The 19,108-nt window shown below is 49.7% G+C and carries 16 protein-coding genes; 12 read left to right on the top strand and 4 right to left on the bottom strand.

What is annotated here, in order from left to right; all coding sequences use genetic code 11:
• Nucleotides 1–39: 39 nt before the first annotated feature.
• The 3 genes from gloB (at nucleotide 40) to ACLBLI_RS11980 (ending at nucleotide 3,629) form a co-directional block, all read left to right on the top strand.
• Complete coding sequence (gloB, locus tag ACLBLI_RS11970) at nucleotides 40–831, top strand: hydroxyacylglutathione hydrolase (RefSeq protein WP_414827836.1); 792 nt, start codon at nucleotides 40–42, stop codon at nucleotides 829–831.
• Nucleotides 832–896: 65 nt separating this feature from the next.
• Entirely contained in the window at nucleotides 897–2,558 is a 1,662-nt protein-coding gene (locus ACLBLI_RS11975; RefSeq protein WP_414827837.1) for a LysM peptidoglycan-binding domain-containing protein, read from the top strand.
• A gap of 6 nt (nucleotides 2,559–2,564) precedes the next feature.
• Entirely contained in the window at nucleotides 2,565–3,629 is a 1,065-nt protein-coding gene (locus ACLBLI_RS11980) for an ion transporter (protein ID WP_414827838.1), read from the top strand.
• Nucleotides 3,630–3,695: 66 nt separating this feature from the next.
• Here the strand turns inward: ACLBLI_RS11980 and ACLBLI_RS11985 are convergent, their stop codons facing one another.
• Both ACLBLI_RS11985 and cysS read right to left on the bottom strand, forming a co-directional pair.
• The gene (locus ACLBLI_RS11985; RefSeq protein WP_414827839.1) at nucleotides 3,696–4,583 is read right to left on the bottom strand and encodes a hypothetical protein; all 888 of its coding nucleotides are present in this window, start codon (nucleotides 4,581–4,583) and stop codon (nucleotides 3,696–3,698) included.
• Nucleotides 4,584–4,657: 74 nt separating this feature from the next.
• Entirely contained in the window at nucleotides 4,658–6,034 is a 1,377-nt protein-coding gene (gene cysS / locus ACLBLI_RS11990; RefSeq protein WP_414827840.1) for a cysteine--tRNA ligase, read from the bottom strand.
• 165 nt (nucleotides 6,035–6,199) lie between these two features.
• Here cysS and ACLBLI_RS11995 point away from each other — a divergent pair, with 165 nt between their 5' ends.
• From ACLBLI_RS11995 to ACLBLI_RS12035, 9 genes are all read left to right on the top strand, one after another.
• Nucleotides 6,200–6,694 carry a peptidylprolyl isomerase gene (locus tag ACLBLI_RS11995; RefSeq protein WP_414827841.1) on the top strand — a complete coding sequence of 165 codons (495 nt, stop codon included), beginning with the start codon at nucleotides 6,200–6,202 and terminating at the stop codon, nucleotides 6,692–6,694.
• Nucleotides 6,695–6,760: 66 nt separating this feature from the next.
• Nucleotides 6,761–7,492: a UDP-2,3-diacylglucosamine diphosphatase gene (lpxH, locus tag ACLBLI_RS12000; RefSeq protein ID WP_414827842.1), complete on the top strand. Its 732-nt coding sequence runs from the start codon at nucleotides 6,761–6,763 to the stop codon at nucleotides 7,490–7,492.
• A gap of 319 nt (nucleotides 7,493–7,811) precedes the next feature.
• Nucleotides 7,812–9,395 (top strand): alkaline phosphatase, encoded by a 1,584-nt coding sequence (locus ACLBLI_RS12005; protein WP_414827843.1) that lies wholly within the window; start codon nucleotides 7,812–7,814, stop codon nucleotides 9,393–9,395.
• 12 nt (nucleotides 9,396–9,407) lie between these two features.
• Nucleotides 9,408–11,321, top strand: a complete 1,914-nt coding sequence (locus tag ACLBLI_RS12010) for an alkaline phosphatase (RefSeq protein ID WP_414827844.1) — start codon at nucleotides 9,408–9,410, stop codon at nucleotides 11,319–11,321.
• 56 nt (nucleotides 11,322–11,377) lie between these two features.
• Entirely contained in the window at nucleotides 11,378–12,094 is a 717-nt protein-coding gene (locus ACLBLI_RS12015; protein ID WP_414827845.1) for a hypothetical protein, read from the top strand.
• A 171-nt stretch (nucleotides 12,095–12,265) separates the two neighbouring features.
• Complete coding sequence (locus tag ACLBLI_RS12020; RefSeq protein ID WP_414827846.1) at nucleotides 12,266–12,892, top strand: OB-fold-containig protein; 627 nt, start codon at nucleotides 12,266–12,268, stop codon at nucleotides 12,890–12,892.
• Between the two features lie 20 nt (nucleotides 12,893–12,912).
• Nucleotides 12,913–14,706 (top strand): flotillin family protein, encoded by a 1,794-nt coding sequence (locus ACLBLI_RS12025; RefSeq protein ID WP_414827847.1) that lies wholly within the window; start codon nucleotides 12,913–12,915, stop codon nucleotides 14,704–14,706.
• 195 nt (nucleotides 14,707–14,901) lie between these two features.
• Nucleotides 14,902–15,225 (top strand): helix-turn-helix transcriptional regulator, encoded by a 324-nt coding sequence (locus tag ACLBLI_RS12030; protein ID WP_414827848.1) that lies wholly within the window; start codon nucleotides 14,902–14,904, stop codon nucleotides 15,223–15,225.
• The gene (locus tag ACLBLI_RS12035; protein ID WP_414827849.1) at nucleotides 15,219–16,535 is read left to right on the top strand and encodes a type II toxin-antitoxin system HipA family toxin; all 1,317 of its coding nucleotides are present in this window, start codon (nucleotides 15,219–15,221) and stop codon (nucleotides 16,533–16,535) included. The genes ACLBLI_RS12030 and ACLBLI_RS12035 overlap by 7 nt, the downstream gene beginning before the upstream one ends.
• 68 nt (nucleotides 16,536–16,603) lie before the next feature.
• On the opposite strand, the gene ACLBLI_RS12040 is transcribed toward ACLBLI_RS12035, so the two are convergent.
• Nucleotides 16,604–17,191 (bottom strand): ACP phosphodiesterase, encoded by a 588-nt coding sequence (locus tag ACLBLI_RS12040; RefSeq protein ID WP_414827850.1) that lies wholly within the window; start codon nucleotides 17,189–17,191, stop codon nucleotides 16,604–16,606.
• 41 nt (nucleotides 17,192–17,232) lie between these two features.
• On the bottom strand, nucleotides 17,233–19,074 hold the full coding sequence (locus ACLBLI_RS12045) for a transglutaminase domain-containing protein (protein WP_414827851.1): 1,842 nt from the start codon (nucleotides 19,072–19,074) through the stop codon (nucleotides 17,233–17,235).
• Nucleotides 19,075–19,108: the final 34 nt, after the last annotated feature.

Here is a 19,108-nt window from a genome sequence, read left to right on the forward strand (position 1 = left end):
ATAGTATCGCATTATCACCTAATCACAAGCAGGTACGCTATGACGCAGGATTTCATGCCCGAAGAGGTATCAGTATTTCCGATCCCGGCTTTTACTGATAACTATATCTGGTGTTTACACAACGCCAGCCACGCGGTGGTAGTTGACCCGGGTGATGCGCAGCCCGTGATGGCGTTTCTCAAGCAGCATTCGCTGTCTTTGGCGGCAATTTTGATCACCCATCACCATCATGATCATACCGGAGGCATTGCACGACTGGTGTCTGCCAACCCGAATGTACCGGTTATTGGCCCTCGCGGTAATCATATTCGCGGTATCACCAAGAGCGTATCACAGGGTGACACTGTTCACCTGCCCGTTTTATCGCTGACGTTCTCAGTTATCGAAACCCCCGGCCACACGCTTGACCATATCGCTTTTTACGGCCATGGCGCACTTTTCTGTGGCGATACCCTTTTCTCCGCGGGCTGCGGCCGCCTGTTCGAGGGTTCGCCAGAGCAAATGCTGCACTCGTTGAATAAGTTTAAACGATTACCTGATGACACCATCGTTTATTGTACCCATGAGTATACCCAGGCAAACGTGGCATTCGCCAAAGCCGTAGAGCCAGATAACGCCGAACTACAGGCATATTCAGACTGGGCGGACGCACAGCGTAACAATGACAACCCGACGCTACCCACCGATATAAAAACGCAAAAGGCCATCAACCCTTTTTTACGAAGTCACCTGTCAGGCATTCAGGAATCACTGGCGTCACACTGGGGGAAGTCTCCGGTAAATGATGTGGACGCCTTTGCTGGCGTAAGACGCTGGAAAGACGAGTTTTAATGCAATTATTGTTATTAATCCGTACAATGCGAAGTTTGCGAAACTCATAACGAGGTGTCTTCACAATGAAAACGCAGTTGTCCGTATTGGCGTCGATAGTGGCTGTACTTTGCCTCTCTGGCTGTCAGTCAACCACTGAGCCTGTCGTTACTGAAACTACGAATCAGCAAGCCGAGCCTTGTGAAATCGCACACACGGATATTCATGATGCCGCCGACTGTGACGTTGCGAAAGAAGGCGTAATTGAAGTTATTCATCCGCTAGAGGATGTTGCGGTTGATATCGCTGTGCCCAAAGAAAAAGTGACGGAAGCTCCGGTTGTCATTTCAGACGTATGGGCCCGCATCGCCAACCAGCTTGAGATGGCCGTTCCAGATGATTCCCGGGTAAATGTCCAGAAGAACTGGTACCTGAAACACCCCGAATACATGGCCCGTGTAGTAAAACGCGCGAAGCCGTTCCTGTATTTCATTGTGGAAGAAATAGAAAAACGCGAGATGCCGCTGGAGTTGGCCTTGCTGCCTATTGTAGAAAGTGCATTCGACCCTTTCGCCTATTCCCACGGCCGCGCAGCGGGTATGTGGCAATTCATTCCAGGCACAGCAAAACGATTCGGTATGCAGCAATCCTGGTGGTATGACGGCCGCCGTGATGTTATCGCCTCTACCGTCGGGGCAATGGATTATCTGAATTACCTCAACGAGTACTTTGACGGCAACTGGTTACATGCCCTTGCCGCGTACAACAGTGGTGAAGGTCGCGTTGCCCGCGCTATTCGTCGCAACGAGAAAGCGGGCAAGCCTACCGATTTCTGGTCGCTGGACTTACCGCGTGAAACCCGCGCGTATGTTCCAAAACTGTTGGCGCTTGCCGACATTCTGAAAAACAAAGCAAGTTATAACTTCTCATGGCCGGAAATTGAAAACGTGGCGGTGATAAAAGCCGTGGATATCGGTTCTCAGGTCGATCTTGCGTTTGCTGCTGAACTGGCAGGCATGACGTTAAAAGACTTACATGCGCTAAACCCCGGCTATAACCGCTGGGCTACCGATCCGGATGGTCCACACCGCCTTGTACTTCCGCTAGACAAGGCAGAAGCGTTTTCCCTCGCGCTGGCAAAAATTGACCGTACAGACCGCTTGAATTGGGTACGTCATAAGGTCAGACGTGGTGATAGCTTAGGCAAAATTGCTAATCAGTATCACACGACGGTAGATATTATTAAGCGTATCAACGAGCTGGATTCAAACATGATCCGGCTTGGCGATCACATTATGGTGCCTGTGGCGTTAAAAGAACTGGATAGTTATTCGTTATCGCAGGATCAGCGCCTGGCCTCGTTGCAGAATACCAAACGTGCAGACTATAAATTAACTCACAACGTCACCAGCGGTGATACGCTGTGGGATATTTCACGTAAATACAACGTCAGCACCCGGTCACTGGCTAAATGGAACGGGATGGCGCCAACCGACACGCTTCGGCCCGGACAGACACTCGCTATCTGGGTGAACAAAGTCTCCGATAAACAGCAAGACGATGCCATCCTGCGCACCCTGACATACACCGTCAGGCGTGGCGATTCGCTGTCACGCATAGCTAACAAGTTTAATCTAAAAATCAGCGACATCGCACAGTGGAATGACCTTAATGCAAAACGTTACTTGCAGCCGGGACAAAAACTCACACTGTACGTGGATGTCACGAGACTGAAAAACGTAGGATAAGACGATATGTTAAGGATTAACCGGGAGAACTTGCGTAACAGCCATGAGACGCCCTGGTTAATTCTCGACCTTGTGATGCTGGGGCTATTGCTGGTAAACCTGGCGTGGCTAATTTTCGATGCGCTGTATGCCACGGAGTTTGTCTTTAGCCAGTTAGCCACATTTTTTCCCGGTTTCACCGACGCCTACGATCCCATTCACCATAATTTTATATTGGTGGACTTCGTCTTCATCGCCATTTTCTTTGCCGAGTTTTGCTTTCGCTGGGTAGTGTCGATTATTCGCAAAGAGCATTTGCGCTGGTATTTCTTCCCGTTTCTGCACTGGTACGACATTATTGGCCTGATCCCACTGGGCGCTACCCGTATATTCCGCTTTCTGCGAATATTCTCGATTTTGCACCGGCTACACAAATTTCAGATTATTGATCTGAACCAGACCGCGATTTTCCGATTTTTCAGCTTTTACTATAACGTGTTTGTTGAGGAGTTAAGCGATCGCATCGTAGTGAAAGTATTAAGCGATGCACAAAAAGATATCTCTGCCGGCTCGCCACTGGTTGATGATATTACCCGACAAGTGCTGGCTCCACGGCGAGCTATCCTCACCGAGTGGTTAGCGGGAGTCATGAACCACTTTGGTCAGTCAATCAGCGACAGTGAACATGGCGAAGCCATTCGTGAACATGTACGTAAAAGTGTAGGAAAAGCAGTAAAAAGCAATTCTCAGGTATCAACGCTACAATATGTGCCGGTGGTAGGCAAAACCATCGAAAATACGCTTGAATCGGCGGTAACAGATATCGTTACCGCGTCAGTGATTAACCTGTTAAGCGACCTGGATTCCTCGAAAATTGACCGCTTCGTCGAAGCTGGCTTTCACGACTATACGCCTACAGCTGACGAATTGGATAAAGAGGTACTTCAGGTTATCAACGAGTGCCTGGAACTGGTAAAAGCACACGTAGCTCAACAACGCTGGAAAGACGAACTGGCTGCCAAAGAAAAGACGTTGCCGGTAACTGACATTCAGGCTCCTCCGCAGGACAACCCGGCAGTAAAGGACAAATAACCTACCTGTTTTACCGCTGCCACAGAGAGTTTCAGCCATCCTCCGCAAAGGCGCTGCCCAGGAATGTCAGCGAGTCGGTGTGATTACCGCACCATCCATACACTGAATCGTCTGCCAGTTAGCTACGCGCTGATTTAATAATCCCAGTCTTTGATAAACAGACTGAATTGCACCTTCTTCCCGTAAGATAGCAAGACCGCTATTGAGCTGCTCCTGCAATTCAGGAGTACCAGCGTTGTCCTTCCTTAATACAAAGTGCGATGTGTCTGGAAACACAAGCTTGTAGCCCTCCAGCGGATATAACGGTGTGTTAAAAGGCTGTCGCTGCATGCGAGGTTTATTGCTAAAAGTCAGAGGTATCAGTTCGCCTCTGCCGCGCGCCAGCATGCTGAACATGTACTCATACTGATTCACGTGGATTAGCGTAAACCCGGCGCATTTCATCAGCTCCCAGTCAAGGTGCCAGTTCTGATTTGTCAGTGTCAGCGCTCGGGTGATGTCGTCAAAAGTGGTAAACTTATCCACCATAGTGGAGGTGGTGTATAGCCCCTTAACAAATTCAAACTCGCGAAACAGCGGCGCCGCCAGGCTCAGTTTGTCGTCGGTTACCTCGTTTGACCATACCCCCACGGCTGTGGCATCCAGATTGCCTGAAGCGAGATCATCCAGCATGCGCTCATTAATGGGGTAACCGGTTAGTCGAATATCATAGTGTGCATCAACACGCGCCAGCGCATTGCAGAAAATCAGGTATTCAGTGAGGATTTGGTTTTCATCAATATTCGCGTTCTGCAATGACTGGCAGCCGTGCAAATCAATGAAGGCGTTGATCGTAGAAACGTGATCCTGATATGTGCCAAGTTGGAGTACAGGGAGCTGGGTGTCGTTGTCAGCGTGGGCGTCGGTAATGCAAAAACATAAGAACACGACAAACCATACTATTTTTTGTTTCATTGCCTGCCCCCCTTTCCTGCACTGACATGGCTAAAACGAAAGCGATACCAGTGCAGGTCTTATCGACACTGTTGTTACTGACGTCGCCAGGTCGTCCCTTGCGGGCCATCTTCAAGTACAATGCCCTTCGCTGTAAGTGCGTCTCGGGCTGCATCTGCAGCGGCCCAGTCTTTTGCTGCACGGGCATCGTTACGCTGCTTAATCAGCGCTTCAATTTCTTCTGCGTCATTATCACTGCCGGATTGCAGATAGGTATCCGGTTCCGACTGTAACATACCTAAAATACCGCCAAGTCCTTTGAGTACCCCCGCCAGCTTTCCGGCCTCAGCAGGATCTGATTTCTGCTTATTAAGGTCTCTGGCCAGATCAAACAATACGGAAAAGGCTTCCGGAACATTCAAATCGTCATTCATGGCAGCTTCAAAGCGCGCCAGATAACCACCATAGCTAAGCTCCACGCCGTCATCAACAGCAACGCCACGCAGTGCGGTATAAAGGCGCTCCAGCGCGGATTTAGCCTGCGTCAGGTTATCCAGCGAGTAGCTCAACTGACTGCGATAGTGCGCTGACATCAAAAAGAACCGGAGTGACTCGGCATCATGCTCTTTTAATACATCGCGCAGAGTAAAGAAATTCCCCAGCGACTTGGACATCTTCTCATCATTCACCTGCACCATGCCGGTGTGCATCCAGACATTCACATACGGGGTGTCGAATGCACAGCACGACTGTGCAATTTCATTTTCATGATGCGGGAAAATCAAGTCTGAACCACCACCGTGAATGTCAAAATGGGCGCCAAGGTGCTTGTGGTTCATTGCCGAACATTCGATATGCCAGCCCGGACGGCCTTCACCCCACGGCGATTGCCATGCCGGTTCTCCTGGTTTCGCGGTTTTCCACAGTACAAAATCCAGCGGATCATCTTTTCCTGCTGCCACTTCGACCCGCGCGCCCGCGTTCAGTTGCTCTAAATCCTGTTTGCTGAGTTTTCCATAGTCCGGATACTGACTGACATCAAACAGCACATCGCCACTTTGCGCCTGATAGGCAAAACCTTTATCAATCAGCTTCTGAATGACGTCGATGATTTCGTCCATGTGCCCGGTAACCGTGGGCTCGATGTCTGGCTCCAGCAGGTTAATTGCGCCAAAGTCTTCGTGCATCATGGCAATGGTGCGTTTGGTGAGACTCTCGGTGCTTTCGTTATTATCCTTAGCGCGCGCAATGATTTTGTCATCCACATCGGTAATGTTACGCACGTAATTCACGTCAAACCCAAGATGGCGCAGATAACGCACCAGAATGTCGAAGCTCAGGTAAGTGCGTGCATGCCCCATATGGCTTACGTCGTATACTGTGATCCCACACACATACAAGCCCACTTTCCCTTCTTCAAGCGGCACAAACTGTGCTTTTTCACGGGTACGGGTATTGTAGAGGTGCAACATGGGTATCTTTTCCTGTTTTGACAAATGGGCGCAAAGTGTAGCATTCAGTGTGACGCAGTCACAGCCTTTGTTTTGGCCAACATAACGTGTTGTGGTTTTCAGCCGGTGTATATTAGGCTACCATTATTTCTGAGTTAATCTTGCCATTCTGGGAATATATTAAAAATGGTTACATTTAAGACAAATTACGGCGACATCACGCTGGAACTGTTCACGGACAAGGCCCCTGCTACAGTAGAAAATTTTCTGGGTTATGTGAAAGATGGCTTTTACGACGGTACGATTTTTCACCGTGTTATCGATGGCTTCATGATCCAGGGCGGTGGATTTACAGAAGACATGGATCAAAAAACAACGAAAGCGCCAATCCAGAACGAAGCCAACAACGGTGTAAGTAATGAAGCGGGCACTATTGCCATGGCAAGAACGAATGATCCGCATTCAGCTACTGCACAATTCTTCATTAACATTAAAGACAACGATTTTCTGAACCATACCAGCGAATCAGTGAACGGCTGGGGTTACTGTGCATTTGGCAAAGTTACTGACGGCATGGACGTAGTCGAAAAAATCAAAAATGTTAAGACCGGCTCGCACGGTTTTCATCAGGATGTGCCGGTAGAACCGGTGGTCATCGAAAAAGCGGTAGTTACTGAATAATCGCTTTCTCTTTATCAGGGCAACATCTGCTTGCCCTTTCTCCTTTCCCTGTACTGAAATCGCCACATGCCGTTTACCTACTTTATTGCCGATCTCCATCTAAGCGAAGACAGACCCGATATCACCGCTTGCCTGAAGCAGTTTTTAGCTAATGACGCAAAACAGGCAGAAGCGCTCTATGTCTTGGGGGATTTATTTGAAGTATGGCTTGGTGACGATGATATCACCCCGTTTAACGAGGATATTGCGGCAGCGTTCAAAGCACAGAGTCAGCATTGTCCGGTGTATTTCATGCATGGAAACCGTGACTTTGCGATCCGGCAGACCTGGTTGAAAAAGGCGGGTATGACACTGTTACCCGAGCAGACTGTCGTTGATCTTTACGGCACGCCTACCTTGCTTACCCATGGTGATGAGCTATGTACCCGGGATGTGGCCTATCAGAAATTTCGCAAGAAATCGCGCGGGTGGTGGTGGCCCAGACTGATGCTGGCATTACCGTTATGGTATCGCCGACGGGTTGCCAGAAACGGGCGCGCAGAGAGCAAAGAAAATCAGCGCCATTTACGTCCGGAGATAATGGATGTCACCCCCCAGGAAGTCGTCAATGTGATGGAGCGCTTTGGCGTGAATCAGTTGATCCATGGCCATACGCATCGTCCCGCCATTCATGAGTTAACCATCAACAAGTCACCCGCGAAACGCATCGTACTGGGAGACTGGTATGATCAGGGTAGCGTACTGCTGGTCAGCCCGGACACCATCGATTTGCAGTCGCGCACCTTTGACTCTGAATAAACAACAACTTTATCTATAAAATTCAAAAGGTTAAGAACACACATCAAGCCCTGACTGTTTGGTTAACTTCTTCGAAAAGCCTTGCACGTGCACGCCGAACTGACATCGGAGCTTCACATTTCTGACACGAAGCATTAATACAAGTGTCAACGCATCGTCATTTTAACTCCCTACCCTCATTATGATTTTTCGGCTCGCCACGCAAAAAGTCAGATAAGGGATTATCGCTGTACCCATCTGCCGTCTCACCTGGCAAGTCATAGTAAATGGCACTCAGGGCACCACAGTCCCTGTTAATAATGAAAACTAGGAACTACACATGAAATGTAACTGGAAAGCAGCACTAAGCGGTATTGCGCTGGCTGTGTCTACCGGCCTGCACGCTGACGTGTTACCTGCATATCAGGCAGATAATGCCTGGTATACCGATGCGCAAAGCAGACTAATGACAAAGCTGGAAACCAATAATCGTTTCAAAGCAAAGAATGTGATTCTTTTCGTCGGTGACGGTATGGGTGTGTCGACCCTGACTTCTTCCCGTATTCACAAGGGGCAGCTGGCGGGTAACCCGGGTGAAGAAGGTTACCTGACGTTTGAAGCGTTTCCACACAGTGCGCTGGTGAAAACCTACAACGTTGATGCCCAGACTCCGGACTCTGCCGGCACCATGACAGCCATGATGTCAGGTCTTAAGACAGATGTGGGTGTGATTGGCGTTGATGAGGACATTGAGCGCGGCAATTGTGCAACCGTTGCCGGAAATGAAGTGGTCACGGCACTGGAGCTTGCGGAAATTAAAGGCTTGTCTACCGGCATTATATCTACTGCCCGAATCACCCACGCCACCCCTGCAGCCACCTATGCGAAATCAGCAGATCGAAACTGGGAAGACATTTCTGACATGCCTGAAGAAGCGGTTACCGCGGGCTGCGCAGATATTGCCGACCAGTTGGTTAACTTTGAGACCTACCTGGAAAGCCGTTATAACGGCGTCGATGTAGATGGCATTGAAGTGGTAATGGGGGGTGGACGTCGCCACTTTTTGCCCAATGATGCAGCGTTTAACAGCCCAGACGCGGTGAGTGAAGTGGAAGGCGATCGCACTGATGAGCGTGACCTAACCGCAGAATGGCAAACCCTTTATGAAAACGGAGTGTATGTGTATGACCAGGCTGGCTTTGATGCCCTGGACACCGAGTCTACCGAACGCGTTTTCGGCTTATTTAACGAGTCACACATGCAATATGAAGCAGACCGCGCTAACGACGTTGCCGGCGAACCTTCTATTGCACAAATGACAGCAGCCGCGATTGGCGTACTGGATAACAATGAAAAAGGCTTTTTCCTGATGGTTGAGTCAGGCCGTATTGACCATGCTCACCACGCGGGCAATGCTGCGGGTGCGTTAACTGATACTCTCGCGTTTGAAGCGGCGGTTAAAGCCGCGTATGAAAATACGGATCCGGAAGAAACGCTGATCCTGGTTACCGCCGACCACGGTCACGTATTTACTATCGCCGGCTACCCTAAACGTGGTAACCCCATTCTTGGCAAAGTGGTAAACGTTGGCAGTGAAGAGCCTGCCACCGCTGCTGACGGCATGCCTTATACCACTCTTGGTTACACCAACGGTCTGGGTCACATGAATCTGGGCAGTGAAACCGATTCAGATGCAGCGTACGCAATGGAAATTAACGCCGGTCGCATGGACATCACCAACGTTGATACCACGACGCCCGGCTATCATCAGGAAGCCCTGATCCCCATGAGCTCAGAAACGCATTCCGGCGAAGATATCTCATTGCATGCAACCGGACCGGGAAGTCAGCTAGTACAAGGCGTGGTAGAACAAAATGTTGTTTTCCACCTGGTTAACCAGGCGCTTGGCCTAATCAAAGAATAAGTGGAGAGCATCATGAAAATAGTAAAATACAGTGCAATTGCTATCGCAGTTGCCGGATTAAGCGGTTGTTTTCTGGAAGGTGATGACGGCGATACCGGGGCACAGGGTGCAGACGGCGCTCCTGGTGTAAGCAGTCTGACAGTGCAGACAGATTTGCCGGTAGGCGACGCAAACTGTCCAAACAGTGGCGTACGTTTTGACTCTGGCCAGGATGCTAACGACGACGGCGAGTTAAGCGAGGACGAAATTGCCGACACCAGTTATGTGTGTGCGCCAGGAACCCCCGACATCAATAACGGTGAGCTACTGACTTCACTGAACAATGACTGGTTTATTCAGGCAGCGGCTGAAGTAGAAAACAATAAGCAGGTGTGGATGGAAGCCACCGGTACTGCCTCGACCATGAGCAACGCCGGCGTTAATCAGTATCAGGTTAACTCGGAGGCGGAAATGCAGGCATCGGTTGCCGAATTGCGCGGTCAGGCGAAAAACGTGATCCTGTTTGTTGGTGACGGCATGGGCATTTCCACCGTAACGGCAGCGCGTATTTTAGATGGGCAGATGAAAGGCATGGCTGGTGAAGAAAACCAGTTGAGTTTTGATCGTTTCCCGTTTGCGGGCTTGTCTAAAACCTACAATGTTGATGCTCAAACCCCGGATTCTGCCGGTACCATGACGGCGATGATGAGTGGCGTAAAAACCGATGTCGGTGTCATTGGTGTAGATGAAGATATCGAACGTGCCGATTGCAGCACAGTTTCTGGTAATGAGCTGGTAACGGCGCTGGAAATTGCTGAAATCGCAGGAAAATCAACCGGTATTATCTCTACAGCACGTATCACTCACGCGACACCAGCGGCTACCTATGCAAAATCTGCTGACCGCAACTGGGAAGATATCTCTGACATGCCGGAAGCTGCGGTTACCGCCGGATGTACTGATATTGCCTCGCAACTGGTTAACTTTGAATCCAACCTGGAAAGTCGCTTTAGTGGCGTAGATGTTGACGGTATTGAAGTGGTGATGGGCGGCGGACGCCGTCATTTCCTGCCGCGTGATGCTGCGTTTAACAGCCCTGATGCGGTCAGTGAAGTGGAAGGGGATCGTACCGACGGACGCGATCTCACCGCAGAATGGCAAGCCATGTACACCAACGGTGTCTATGTGTACGACCAGGCAGGTTTCAATGGCCTGGACACAGAAACCACCGAACGCGTTTTCGCGCTGTTCAACGAATCGCATATGCAGTATGAGGCGGACCGTGGCAACGATGTTGCTGGCGAGCCATCCATTGCAGAGATGACGGAAGCGGCAATTAGTGTGCTGGATAACAACGACGAAGGCTTCTTCCTGATGGTCGAGTCTGGTCGCATTGACCACGCGCATCACGCCGGGAATGCTTATGGTGCGCTACACGATACCCTGGCATTTGCTGACGCCGTGGCGGTAGCGGATGACATGACCAATGACGACGATACGCTTATTATCGTCACTGCCGACCACGGTCATGTATTCACAATTGCAGGCTACCCAAAACGCGGCAACCCGATTCTGGGCAAAGTCGTTAACGTGGGCAGTGATGCACCGGCGACGGCTGCCGATGGTCAGCCATACACGACGCTGGGTTACACCAATGGCCTGGGTTACCGTAACCTGGGTAACGAGACTGACTCAGATGCAAGTTACGCTGCAGCACCAGACGCCGGCCGTAAAGACCTTACCGACGTAGATACCACAACACCGGGTTACCACCAGGAAGCACTGATTCCCATGAGTTCGGAAACACACTCTGGTGAAGATGTGGGCATTTACGCCAAAGGGCCTGGTGCGTTTCTGGTAAACGGTACCAACGAGCAAAGCGTGATTTTCCATATTATGGATTACGCGGGCAACCTGGTCGAACAGGCCAACACGGTTGTTGAATAAATTATTGTTGCACTCAGGGAGCCTGTAACGGGCTCCCAATTTCTGGAGACATAACCATGTTTGCACCTTTGCTGATTGCTTCACTTCTGTCGGGAACGTCGCTGCAGTGCGACGCCGAGGCAAGCGTGCTTCAAGCGCAGTATACTATCGACGTTTCCTATCATGGTGAGACGCAAAAAACCTTGTCAATGAACCTGTGGCGCAACAACAACAACGTAGCGCATCAATATCCTCAGACCCAAATCACTGAAGCCTGGACACTGGTCAGAAATACGTTGATCAAGCCTACCCGCTACTTTGATGCTCATCAGCGCGCTATTGAATATCAACCAGGAGAAAGTATCCACGGAAAAGTCGAGTCAGACTGGCCTTACCGTTACCAATTGGTCAGTGAAACCTTCTTCGACCAGCTAACCAAAATCAGTGAAACCGGTAGCGGCTGTGACGTCATACAAACTTTTGAGAAACAATCTGATGACGGCAGGATTTCCCTCAGTTGGCTACCTGCGCTGAATCTGATTAGCAGTTTTACTGTCAGCCAGTCTGGTATGGAAAAGCGCTGGTCGCTTCATTCAGTCAGTCATGACCAGACAATGATCGAGGCGTTCTTCGATGCGCGGGCAGACTTCAAAAGCACTGACTATGCGGACATTGGTGATGATCACACCGATCCCTTTCTCACCAACATGGTTAACCAGGGCTTTATTGAGGCCGGAGCCAGTGGATTTTACAACCAACATGGACAGGCCCTTCGTGGAGACCACGCGCACTGAGCTCGTCGATATTGCTTTTTGGAGACGCTGTTGTCTCCTTTCCTTCCCTTCCAGCCAAAAGACTTGTGTATATAAAACAATGCATTGTCTAAAAACTGTTCTTTTTTGACTGGCAACATCGCTCGCTTATGGTATAACTCAGGAAGTGTTGTTTCATCAAGGATGGTGATCATGTCAGATTTTCTATTCAACGACGCCAATTTCTGGTTCAGCGTGGCTATCGGTGTCGTCATAATTCTTTTCATTATTGAGTTCATCGGGCTGGTTGTTGGCGTTTCTGTGTTGGGCGTTTTCGATGATATCGCTGGTGTCGATGCCGATGTTGATATGCCCGCAGACAGTATGATGTCGATGGCCAGCTGGCTGAGTCTTGATAAACTCCCATTGATGATCTGGGTAGTCATCTTCCTTACCATCTTCGGTATTTGCGGATACCTTACTAATTACGCTTATGCACAGTTAATGTCTGGCATGACTCCGCCCTGGCTTTCCATTTCCGTCTCTCTTGCTGCCGCTGTCATACTTACCGCCCGCTTTGGCGCGTTGATCTCACGTGTTCTTCCTAAAAGCCAATCCAGTGCCCTCGCAGATGATGACTATGTCGGTACTACCGCCAACATCACCATTGGCATTGCCAGACAGGGAAACCCCGCGGAAGCGAAATTCACGGACAAATTTTCACAACCACATTATGTGTTAGTTGAGCCCTTTGAAGCGGATGAGCAGTTTAACCAGGGTGATCGCATCATTCTGGTGAAAAAAGGAATGCGCAGTTGGTTAGCCACGCGCTATAGGTAGATTACAAAAAGAGAAGTAACATGGAAACGCTATCCACATCTAACCTGCCAATGATGTTAACTATCATCGGCATAGTCGTTATTGCCCTTTTCACCATGGGGCTCATTTTTGCCAAACTTTATACCCGCGCCACCAAAGAAACGGCCTTCGTACGCACCGGCCTGGGTGGGGAGAAAGTGATTAAAGACGGCGGCGCCATTGTGCTGCCAGTGGTTCACGAAGTGATCCCGGTCAACATGAATACCCTGCGCATCGAAGTGGAAAAAACGCAAAAAGACGCACTCATTACCAAAGATCGCATGCGCGTAGATGTAAAAGCAGATTTTTATCTGCGGGTTGCACCAAATGCCAGCGGTATCTCCATGGCGGCGCAAACGCTGGGAACGCGAACCACGCGCGCTGAAGAAGTGAAGAAACTCATGGAGTCGAAATTTGTCGATGTGTTGCGCGCTGTTGCTGCAGAAATGACGATGACAGAAATGCACGAGCAACGTGCCGACTTCGTGCAGAAAGTGCAACAGAGCGTGGCTAACGACCTGGAGAAAAATGGTCTGGAACTTGAATCGGTCAGTTTAACCGGCTTTGACCAGACCGATCTCGACTTTTTTAACGAGAACAACGCGTTCGACGCTGAAGGTCGCGCACGCCTGGCGAAAATCATTGAGCAGAAACGCAAAGAGACCAATGATATCCAGCAGGAGAACCGGATTTTAATCGAACAGCGAAACCTCGAAGCGGAAAAACTGTCGCTGGATGTAAAACGTGATGAAGAAGAAGCCCGCTTACAACAGGAACAGATCCTGGCATTTAAACGCCAGGAACAAAAAGCAGAAATCGCCAAGCAGCGCGAGATGAAAGAGCGCGAAGAGCGTGAAGCCGCGATTGCCAAAGAAAAAGCTATTGAAGCAGCAGAGATTGAAAAATCCCGGGAAATCGAAACCCAGGAAATTGCTAAGCGTCAATCTCTTGAGCAAGCCCGTATTCGCCAGCAACAAGAGGTGGAAGTTGCTGAGCAAATGAAGCAAATAGCAGTTGCCATTAAATCCGAAGAGGAATCGGCTGCAAGAGCCAAGGCTGCCGAAGCCGAGAAAGCCAAGGTAGAAAAAATGGAAGCGGTCACCACCGCAAAACAGGTGGCCGAAGCCAATCGTCGTAAAGAAATCGAAGTGATTGATGCACGCAAAGAAGCAGAGCGGGAAGCGGTAAGTATTACGGTAGAAGCTGCTGCGAAAAAAGAAGCTGCAGAAAATGCTGCCGAAGCCATTTTGACTGAAGCCAAAGCCAGCGCGGAATCAAAAATGTTACAGGCCGAAGCCGATGAGAAAGTGCTGGCTGTGGAAGCTGCGGGTAAACAGGCACTTTACGAAGCAGAAAACTCGCTGAAAACTGAACAAATTGATCTGCAACGTTCGCTTGCCATTCTCAAAATTCTGCCCGAGCTTGTGGCTAATGCCGTTAAACCGCTTGAAAATATTGACGGCATTAAAATTCTTCAGGGGTATGGGGTTGCCTCAGGTAAGGGCGATGGCAGCGCATCAATGTCTACGTCCGGTTCAGGAGGAATGGCTGAACAGGTTACCAATGCTGCGCTTCAGTATCGTGCGAATGCGCCAATCGTTGATGCGATGCTGCGTGAAGTTGGCCTCGTTGATGCGAAATCGGGCACTTTGCAGGATTTGCTCAATGGTGACAGCCCTATTATCGCTTCTGCATCGCGCACGCAACCTGATGCCCCAGAGGTGGAAGGCGTTGAAGTGCATCCGGAAATCCCCGGTACTACCGAACCTGCGGGCGATCCCGAAGACTTACGATAATGTCTTTCGCGCCATCTTGCTGATGGCGCCACACTCTCAAAATTCGCAAAGTACCTAAATTTGAACCTTGACTAATAAAAAACGAATAAAGTAACCAATAAGTAACTTTAACGAAAATTGATAAATATTCTATAACGTCCTAATATAGACACTTAATACTAAAAATCGTCAGCAAAGTAACTATGCAGGAACTTTATGAGCTCAATTAGCCCGCACGCATTGTGTGAAGAACTTGGTGAACGGCTGAAACAAGCGCGACTGAATCAAAACCTCACCCAGAGCGACGTGGCGCTACGCGCAGGTGTTGCCCGCAAAACAGTGCTCAATGCAGAGAAAGGCAAAGCGCAGTTAGAAAATTTTGTGGCAATCATGCAGGCCCTCTCACTTACTGAGCACCTGGATTTATTTTTGCCTAAACCACAACTCTCCCCGATTCAGTTAGCAAAGCTACAGGGTAAAAAACGTCAGCGAGCATCCGGTCAACGCGAAGAAAACACCGGAGATAGCACCGAATGGTAATGGAGGTCACACAGGTTGCTTACCAGCACCATGATATCGGTGCGCTGAGTTTTGACACCGAAACCGGACTGGGTGCGTTCGAGTATACGCCATCATTCATTAAAACCGGTATTGAGCTAGCGCCACTGAAAATGCCATTGTCGACGCGCATATACAGTTTTCCCGAATTGTCATATGAGACATTCAAAGGGCTGCCTGGGATGATTGCCGATTCGCTGCCTGATGACTTTGGCAACGCCGTATTGAATGCCTGGGTGGCGAATCAGGGCAAATCCCCAACAGATATCTCGCCATTACAGCGCCTGCAATATACCGGAAGCAGAGGTATGGGAGCCCTGGAGTATTATCCCGCAACCCGACTTCGCCGGCTCAACGCCTCTCAGCAGTTAGAAATAGAATCGTTAGTAGCTATTGCACAGGATATCCTCGATACCAGAGGAGATTTTGAGGTGAAGCTGGGCGAATATGGCCATGAAGATCGTGAAGCGATGATGGAGTTACTTTCTGTAGGCATGAGCGCAGGCGGTGCCCGACCAAAAGCGGTACTGGCATTCAACAACGACTTCACGCAGGTGCGTTCAGGACAAACCACTATCCCCGAAGGATTTACACATTATTTGATGAAGTTTGATGGTGTAAATGAGCACAACCAAAATAAGGAAACATTCGGTGACCCGTTAGGTTTTGGTGCAATGGAGTATGTCTATCATTTAATGGCAACGCGTTGTGGCATCGATATGATGCCGTGCAGATTACTGCAGGAAGGCGATCGACGACATTTTCTTACCCAGCGTTTTGACCGGACCGGCAATCAGAAAATCCATGTTCAGACACTAAATGGTATAGCCCATGTCGATTATAGGAAGCCTGGGGCATTCTCGTACGCCGAGTTGTTTGAAACCGCCAGACAATTGCGATTGCCAGCCAGTGATGCCATGCAGTTGCTACAACGAATGGTATTTAATATCGTCGCCCGCAACCATGATGATCATGCCAAAAACGTCGCCTTCATGCTGCAAGGCGATACTTGGTCGCTAGCCCCTGCTTATGACCTGGCCTACAGTTACAAACCCGGGAGCAAGTGGGTAAACAGCCACTGGATGTCATTAAACGGAAAACGTGACGACTTCAGTCGGGACGATTTTTACAGCCTCGAGAAGTTAAGTCCGTTGTTTCGCAGGAAGAAAATCGATGCGGTAATTGATAGCACCGTAGAACATGTCTCGCAATGGAACAGCCTGGCAAAAGCGTGGCAGGTACCTGACTCGCTGCGAGAAGAGATTGCGGCAAACCTTCGCTTACATCTATAGCATACTGCAGGCTGCCCCCTGCCGGCTAGCGAGTAACTGCTATATATCCGGCTATTGCTTCAGTGCACCTAACCATTCTCTATATTCCGGCGTTTTACCTCCTCGACAAGTTGGGGAAAAAAGACACGAAAACCTTCTCTTAGTTCCTTATCATGGTGGGCAATTTCCTGCGTTATTCGTGCAAACTGATTCGGAAATCTCACGCGCCGGGCAAGATTCTCAATGGCCTGCAACGTGCCATCATAGGTGGCATAATGTCCAAACCAGTCACGTTCAATAACCGACGTCATGACAGGCTGCATGGAAGGGGGCATTGCTTGTAATCGCAATGACAGACGGCGGTAACACTGCGCTTTGAAGCTGTCAAAGTCCTCGGTGTGATAATGCTGCCATTCACTTATCAGGTAATGATCAAACAAAACATCCAGGGCGACCCCGGAAAAACGGCGGGTGTCACGCGAAAACAGAGCTCTGCCACTTCTTACCGCTGGATGGTTGTCGGTAAGTCTGTCCACCAGAAGGTGATTTTGCACACCGGCCTGAACTGCCGGCGAATAGAGGTTGGTGTCTTCACCTTTACGAAAATCGCCCAGCAAATTGCCCATAAATGAGTCATTGGTAGGCTGTGCAAGATAAAGGTGCGCAAAATAATTCATGTATCCATTATGCACCAGCCCGAGTAGGGTGAAAACCCACCCTACTTCGTGGCGGAACCAGCGAACGTGATAAGGCTGTAGTCAGACAGTGCTGATATAAACGCATTGAACTGGTCAAATTCTTTTGCTGTCAGTTTTCTCGCTGGGATCTGAAGCCTGGTTATGACTTTCAGAACTTCCTGTCCATCACGCGGTTGCTGATGCGAGACATCGCGATGCATGGTTCCAAAAACATGTTCAAAATCGAGTTCAACGGGCTTGCGGCTAATGCGCCAGGATGCCGGAAAAGTCATAGCGTAAGTCGACGTGATATGCGCTCCAGGGAAATGGACATCATACCGTGTATTTTCAATCTTCGAGGTCGCCAGCTCGTGTTGGATCCACGCATCTGACTCTTCCAGTAAAAACCCGTCCGTAGCCGAAAAGTAAGGCGAGAACGTGGTTTTAGACTGGCTTCGCATGTCAGCAGTCAGTTCATTAATGCCATGAAACGAAAATTCCGGATTGGCCCCCTCAGAAACAATACTCTCGTACAATTCTGAGGCCCATTTCTGACGTTCACCCTCTCCGAGTCCGGCAAGTTTGCTGCGGATCTGCCCCTCATAGGCATTCAGATAGGTTACCGTTTGCACTTCCGTCTGACCACCGTCAGAGGTAAAAGCAATTTCGGAAGACGCCTCCAGTTTCCAGCGATACTGATCCGCAGGTATAACGCTTAACTGCGGCTCACCGTTTAGCGGTAATGCCACGCGGTTCTGGATCCAGTCTGAAATATCCGTCCATGGCGTGTAGGCATCTGTCGGATCAAGACAACGCATGGCGTCATTCTCAAAGCAAACCACAACGTGATCAAAGGTTGAAACCGAAGGTAATAATACGTTTTCGGGCTCACGCCGCTCCGTCGCCACCAATACCGGGTTAGCTTCTATACCAATTTCCCGCAGTAGTGCCAGCAACAAGACTGACTTATCCTTGCAATCACCATAACGGTTAGCAATGGTGGAATCGACATGATGCGGTACGATGGCGTGCCCGGCCTCAGACATAGAAACGTAACGCACATCCCGGGCCACAAACTCGTAGATAGCGGCTATCTTCTCTTCTGTCGTAATGGCATCTTTGGTCAGTGTTTGCGCCAGCGACGCCACTTCAGCACTATTTTCCATGGCATCGTTGAACCCTGATAGCACAATATCCTGCACCGCACGCCAGTCATCCAGCGTACTCAATGCAATCTGGCCCAACTCATCGCTCCAGCTAACCTCTTCATCCGGCGCGGCTGGTAGTATGTTTTCACCGGCACAGCGAAACGTATTACCCGCCTGTTCGCATGTAACCTCATTGCTGTTGCTCGCTACCACGAGCGGCCTTTCATCTGTCCACGAGGCCTGCAGTTCATATTTCAGTGTGTTGGCGTGTAATTGTGGCCGGAACAAAGACGACCAGTCGTCGTCTGCTGACAGCGGATGCACAATCTGATACTGAATAACAGAGGCTCCACCAGCCTGAAGCCCGGGATACGAGATAATCTTTTGCCTGGTATCCGTGAAGGTGTTGTAAGTATCAGATTCAACGTCTTTCACGCTCTGCGCGTCTACTTCCCGCACCTCGCCACGCGGCGAAATACTTCCGGCAAATAAGATATCCAGTGTTTCAATGTCAGGGCGGTAGTAAACCGACTCATACCCTGAGTCCTGAACGGAAGACTTCGTCGGATAAAACCAGATTGTGGTTACGGTAGTTATTGCCTTATCCTGCTGAAGGGTAATATCAATGCGCTTTTCCAGCGCAGTGAGGACATCAAGCTGCTTATCGGCTTCAGACAAGGAATGTATTGCATGTTCTGCCACTGGCGGCATTTGCGCATGAGCCGGTAGCATCATGCATAGTAGCCACAAACCAAGACCCCGGTTTATC

This window comes from Alteromonas sp. H39 (genome assembly GCF_047556435.1).
In the GTDB taxonomy this organism is placed as follows: domain Bacteria; phylum Pseudomonadota; class Gammaproteobacteria; order Enterobacterales; family Alteromonadaceae; genus Alteromonas.

What these genes read in the sequence shown, in the direction of transcription:
- gloB (WP_414827836.1), top strand. Translation starts at nt 40, where the DNA reads ATGACGCAGGATTTCATGCCCGAAGAGGTATCAGTATTTCCGATCCCG.
- ACLBLI_RS11975 (WP_414827837.1), top strand. Translation starts at nt 897, where the DNA reads ATGAAAACGCAGTTGTCCGTATTGGCGTCGATAGTGGCTGTACTTTGC.
- ACLBLI_RS11980 (WP_414827838.1), top strand. Translation starts at nt 2,565, where the DNA reads ATGTTAAGGATTAACCGGGAGAACTTGCGTAACAGCCATGAGACGCCC.
- ACLBLI_RS11985 (WP_414827839.1), bottom strand. Translation starts at nt 4,583, where the DNA reads ATGAAACAAAAAATAGTATGGTTTGTCGTGTTCTTATGTTTTTGCATT.
- cysS (WP_414827840.1), bottom strand. Translation starts at nt 6,034, where the DNA reads ATGTTGCACCTCTACAATACCCGTACCCGTGAAAAAGCACAGTTTGTG.
- ACLBLI_RS11995 (WP_414827841.1), top strand. Translation starts at nt 6,200, where the DNA reads ATGGTTACATTTAAGACAAATTACGGCGACATCACGCTGGAACTGTTC.
- lpxH (WP_414827842.1), top strand. Translation starts at nt 6,761, where the DNA reads ATGCCGTTTACCTACTTTATTGCCGATCTCCATCTAAGCGAAGACAGA.
- ACLBLI_RS12005 (WP_414827843.1), top strand. Translation starts at nt 7,812, where the DNA reads ATGAAATGTAACTGGAAAGCAGCACTAAGCGGTATTGCGCTGGCTGTG.
- ACLBLI_RS12010 (WP_414827844.1), top strand. Translation starts at nt 9,408, where the DNA reads ATGAAAATAGTAAAATACAGTGCAATTGCTATCGCAGTTGCCGGATTA.
- ACLBLI_RS12015 (WP_414827845.1), top strand. Translation starts at nt 11,378, where the DNA reads ATGTTTGCACCTTTGCTGATTGCTTCACTTCTGTCGGGAACGTCGCTG.
- ACLBLI_RS12020 (WP_414827846.1), top strand. Translation starts at nt 12,266, where the DNA reads ATGTCAGATTTTCTATTCAACGACGCCAATTTCTGGTTCAGCGTGGCT.
- ACLBLI_RS12025 (WP_414827847.1), top strand. Translation starts at nt 12,913, where the DNA reads ATGGAAACGCTATCCACATCTAACCTGCCAATGATGTTAACTATCATC.
- ACLBLI_RS12030 (WP_414827848.1), top strand. Translation starts at nt 14,902, where the DNA reads ATGAGCTCAATTAGCCCGCACGCATTGTGTGAAGAACTTGGTGAACGG.
- ACLBLI_RS12035 (WP_414827849.1), top strand. Translation starts at nt 15,219, where the DNA reads ATGGTAATGGAGGTCACACAGGTTGCTTACCAGCACCATGATATCGGT.
- ACLBLI_RS12040 (WP_414827850.1), bottom strand. Translation starts at nt 17,191, where the DNA reads ATGAATTATTTTGCGCACCTTTATCTTGCACAGCCTACCAATGACTCA.
- ACLBLI_RS12045 (WP_414827851.1), bottom strand. Translation starts at nt 19,074, where the DNA reads ATGATGCTACCGGCTCATGCGCAAATGCCGCCAGTGGCAGAACATGCA.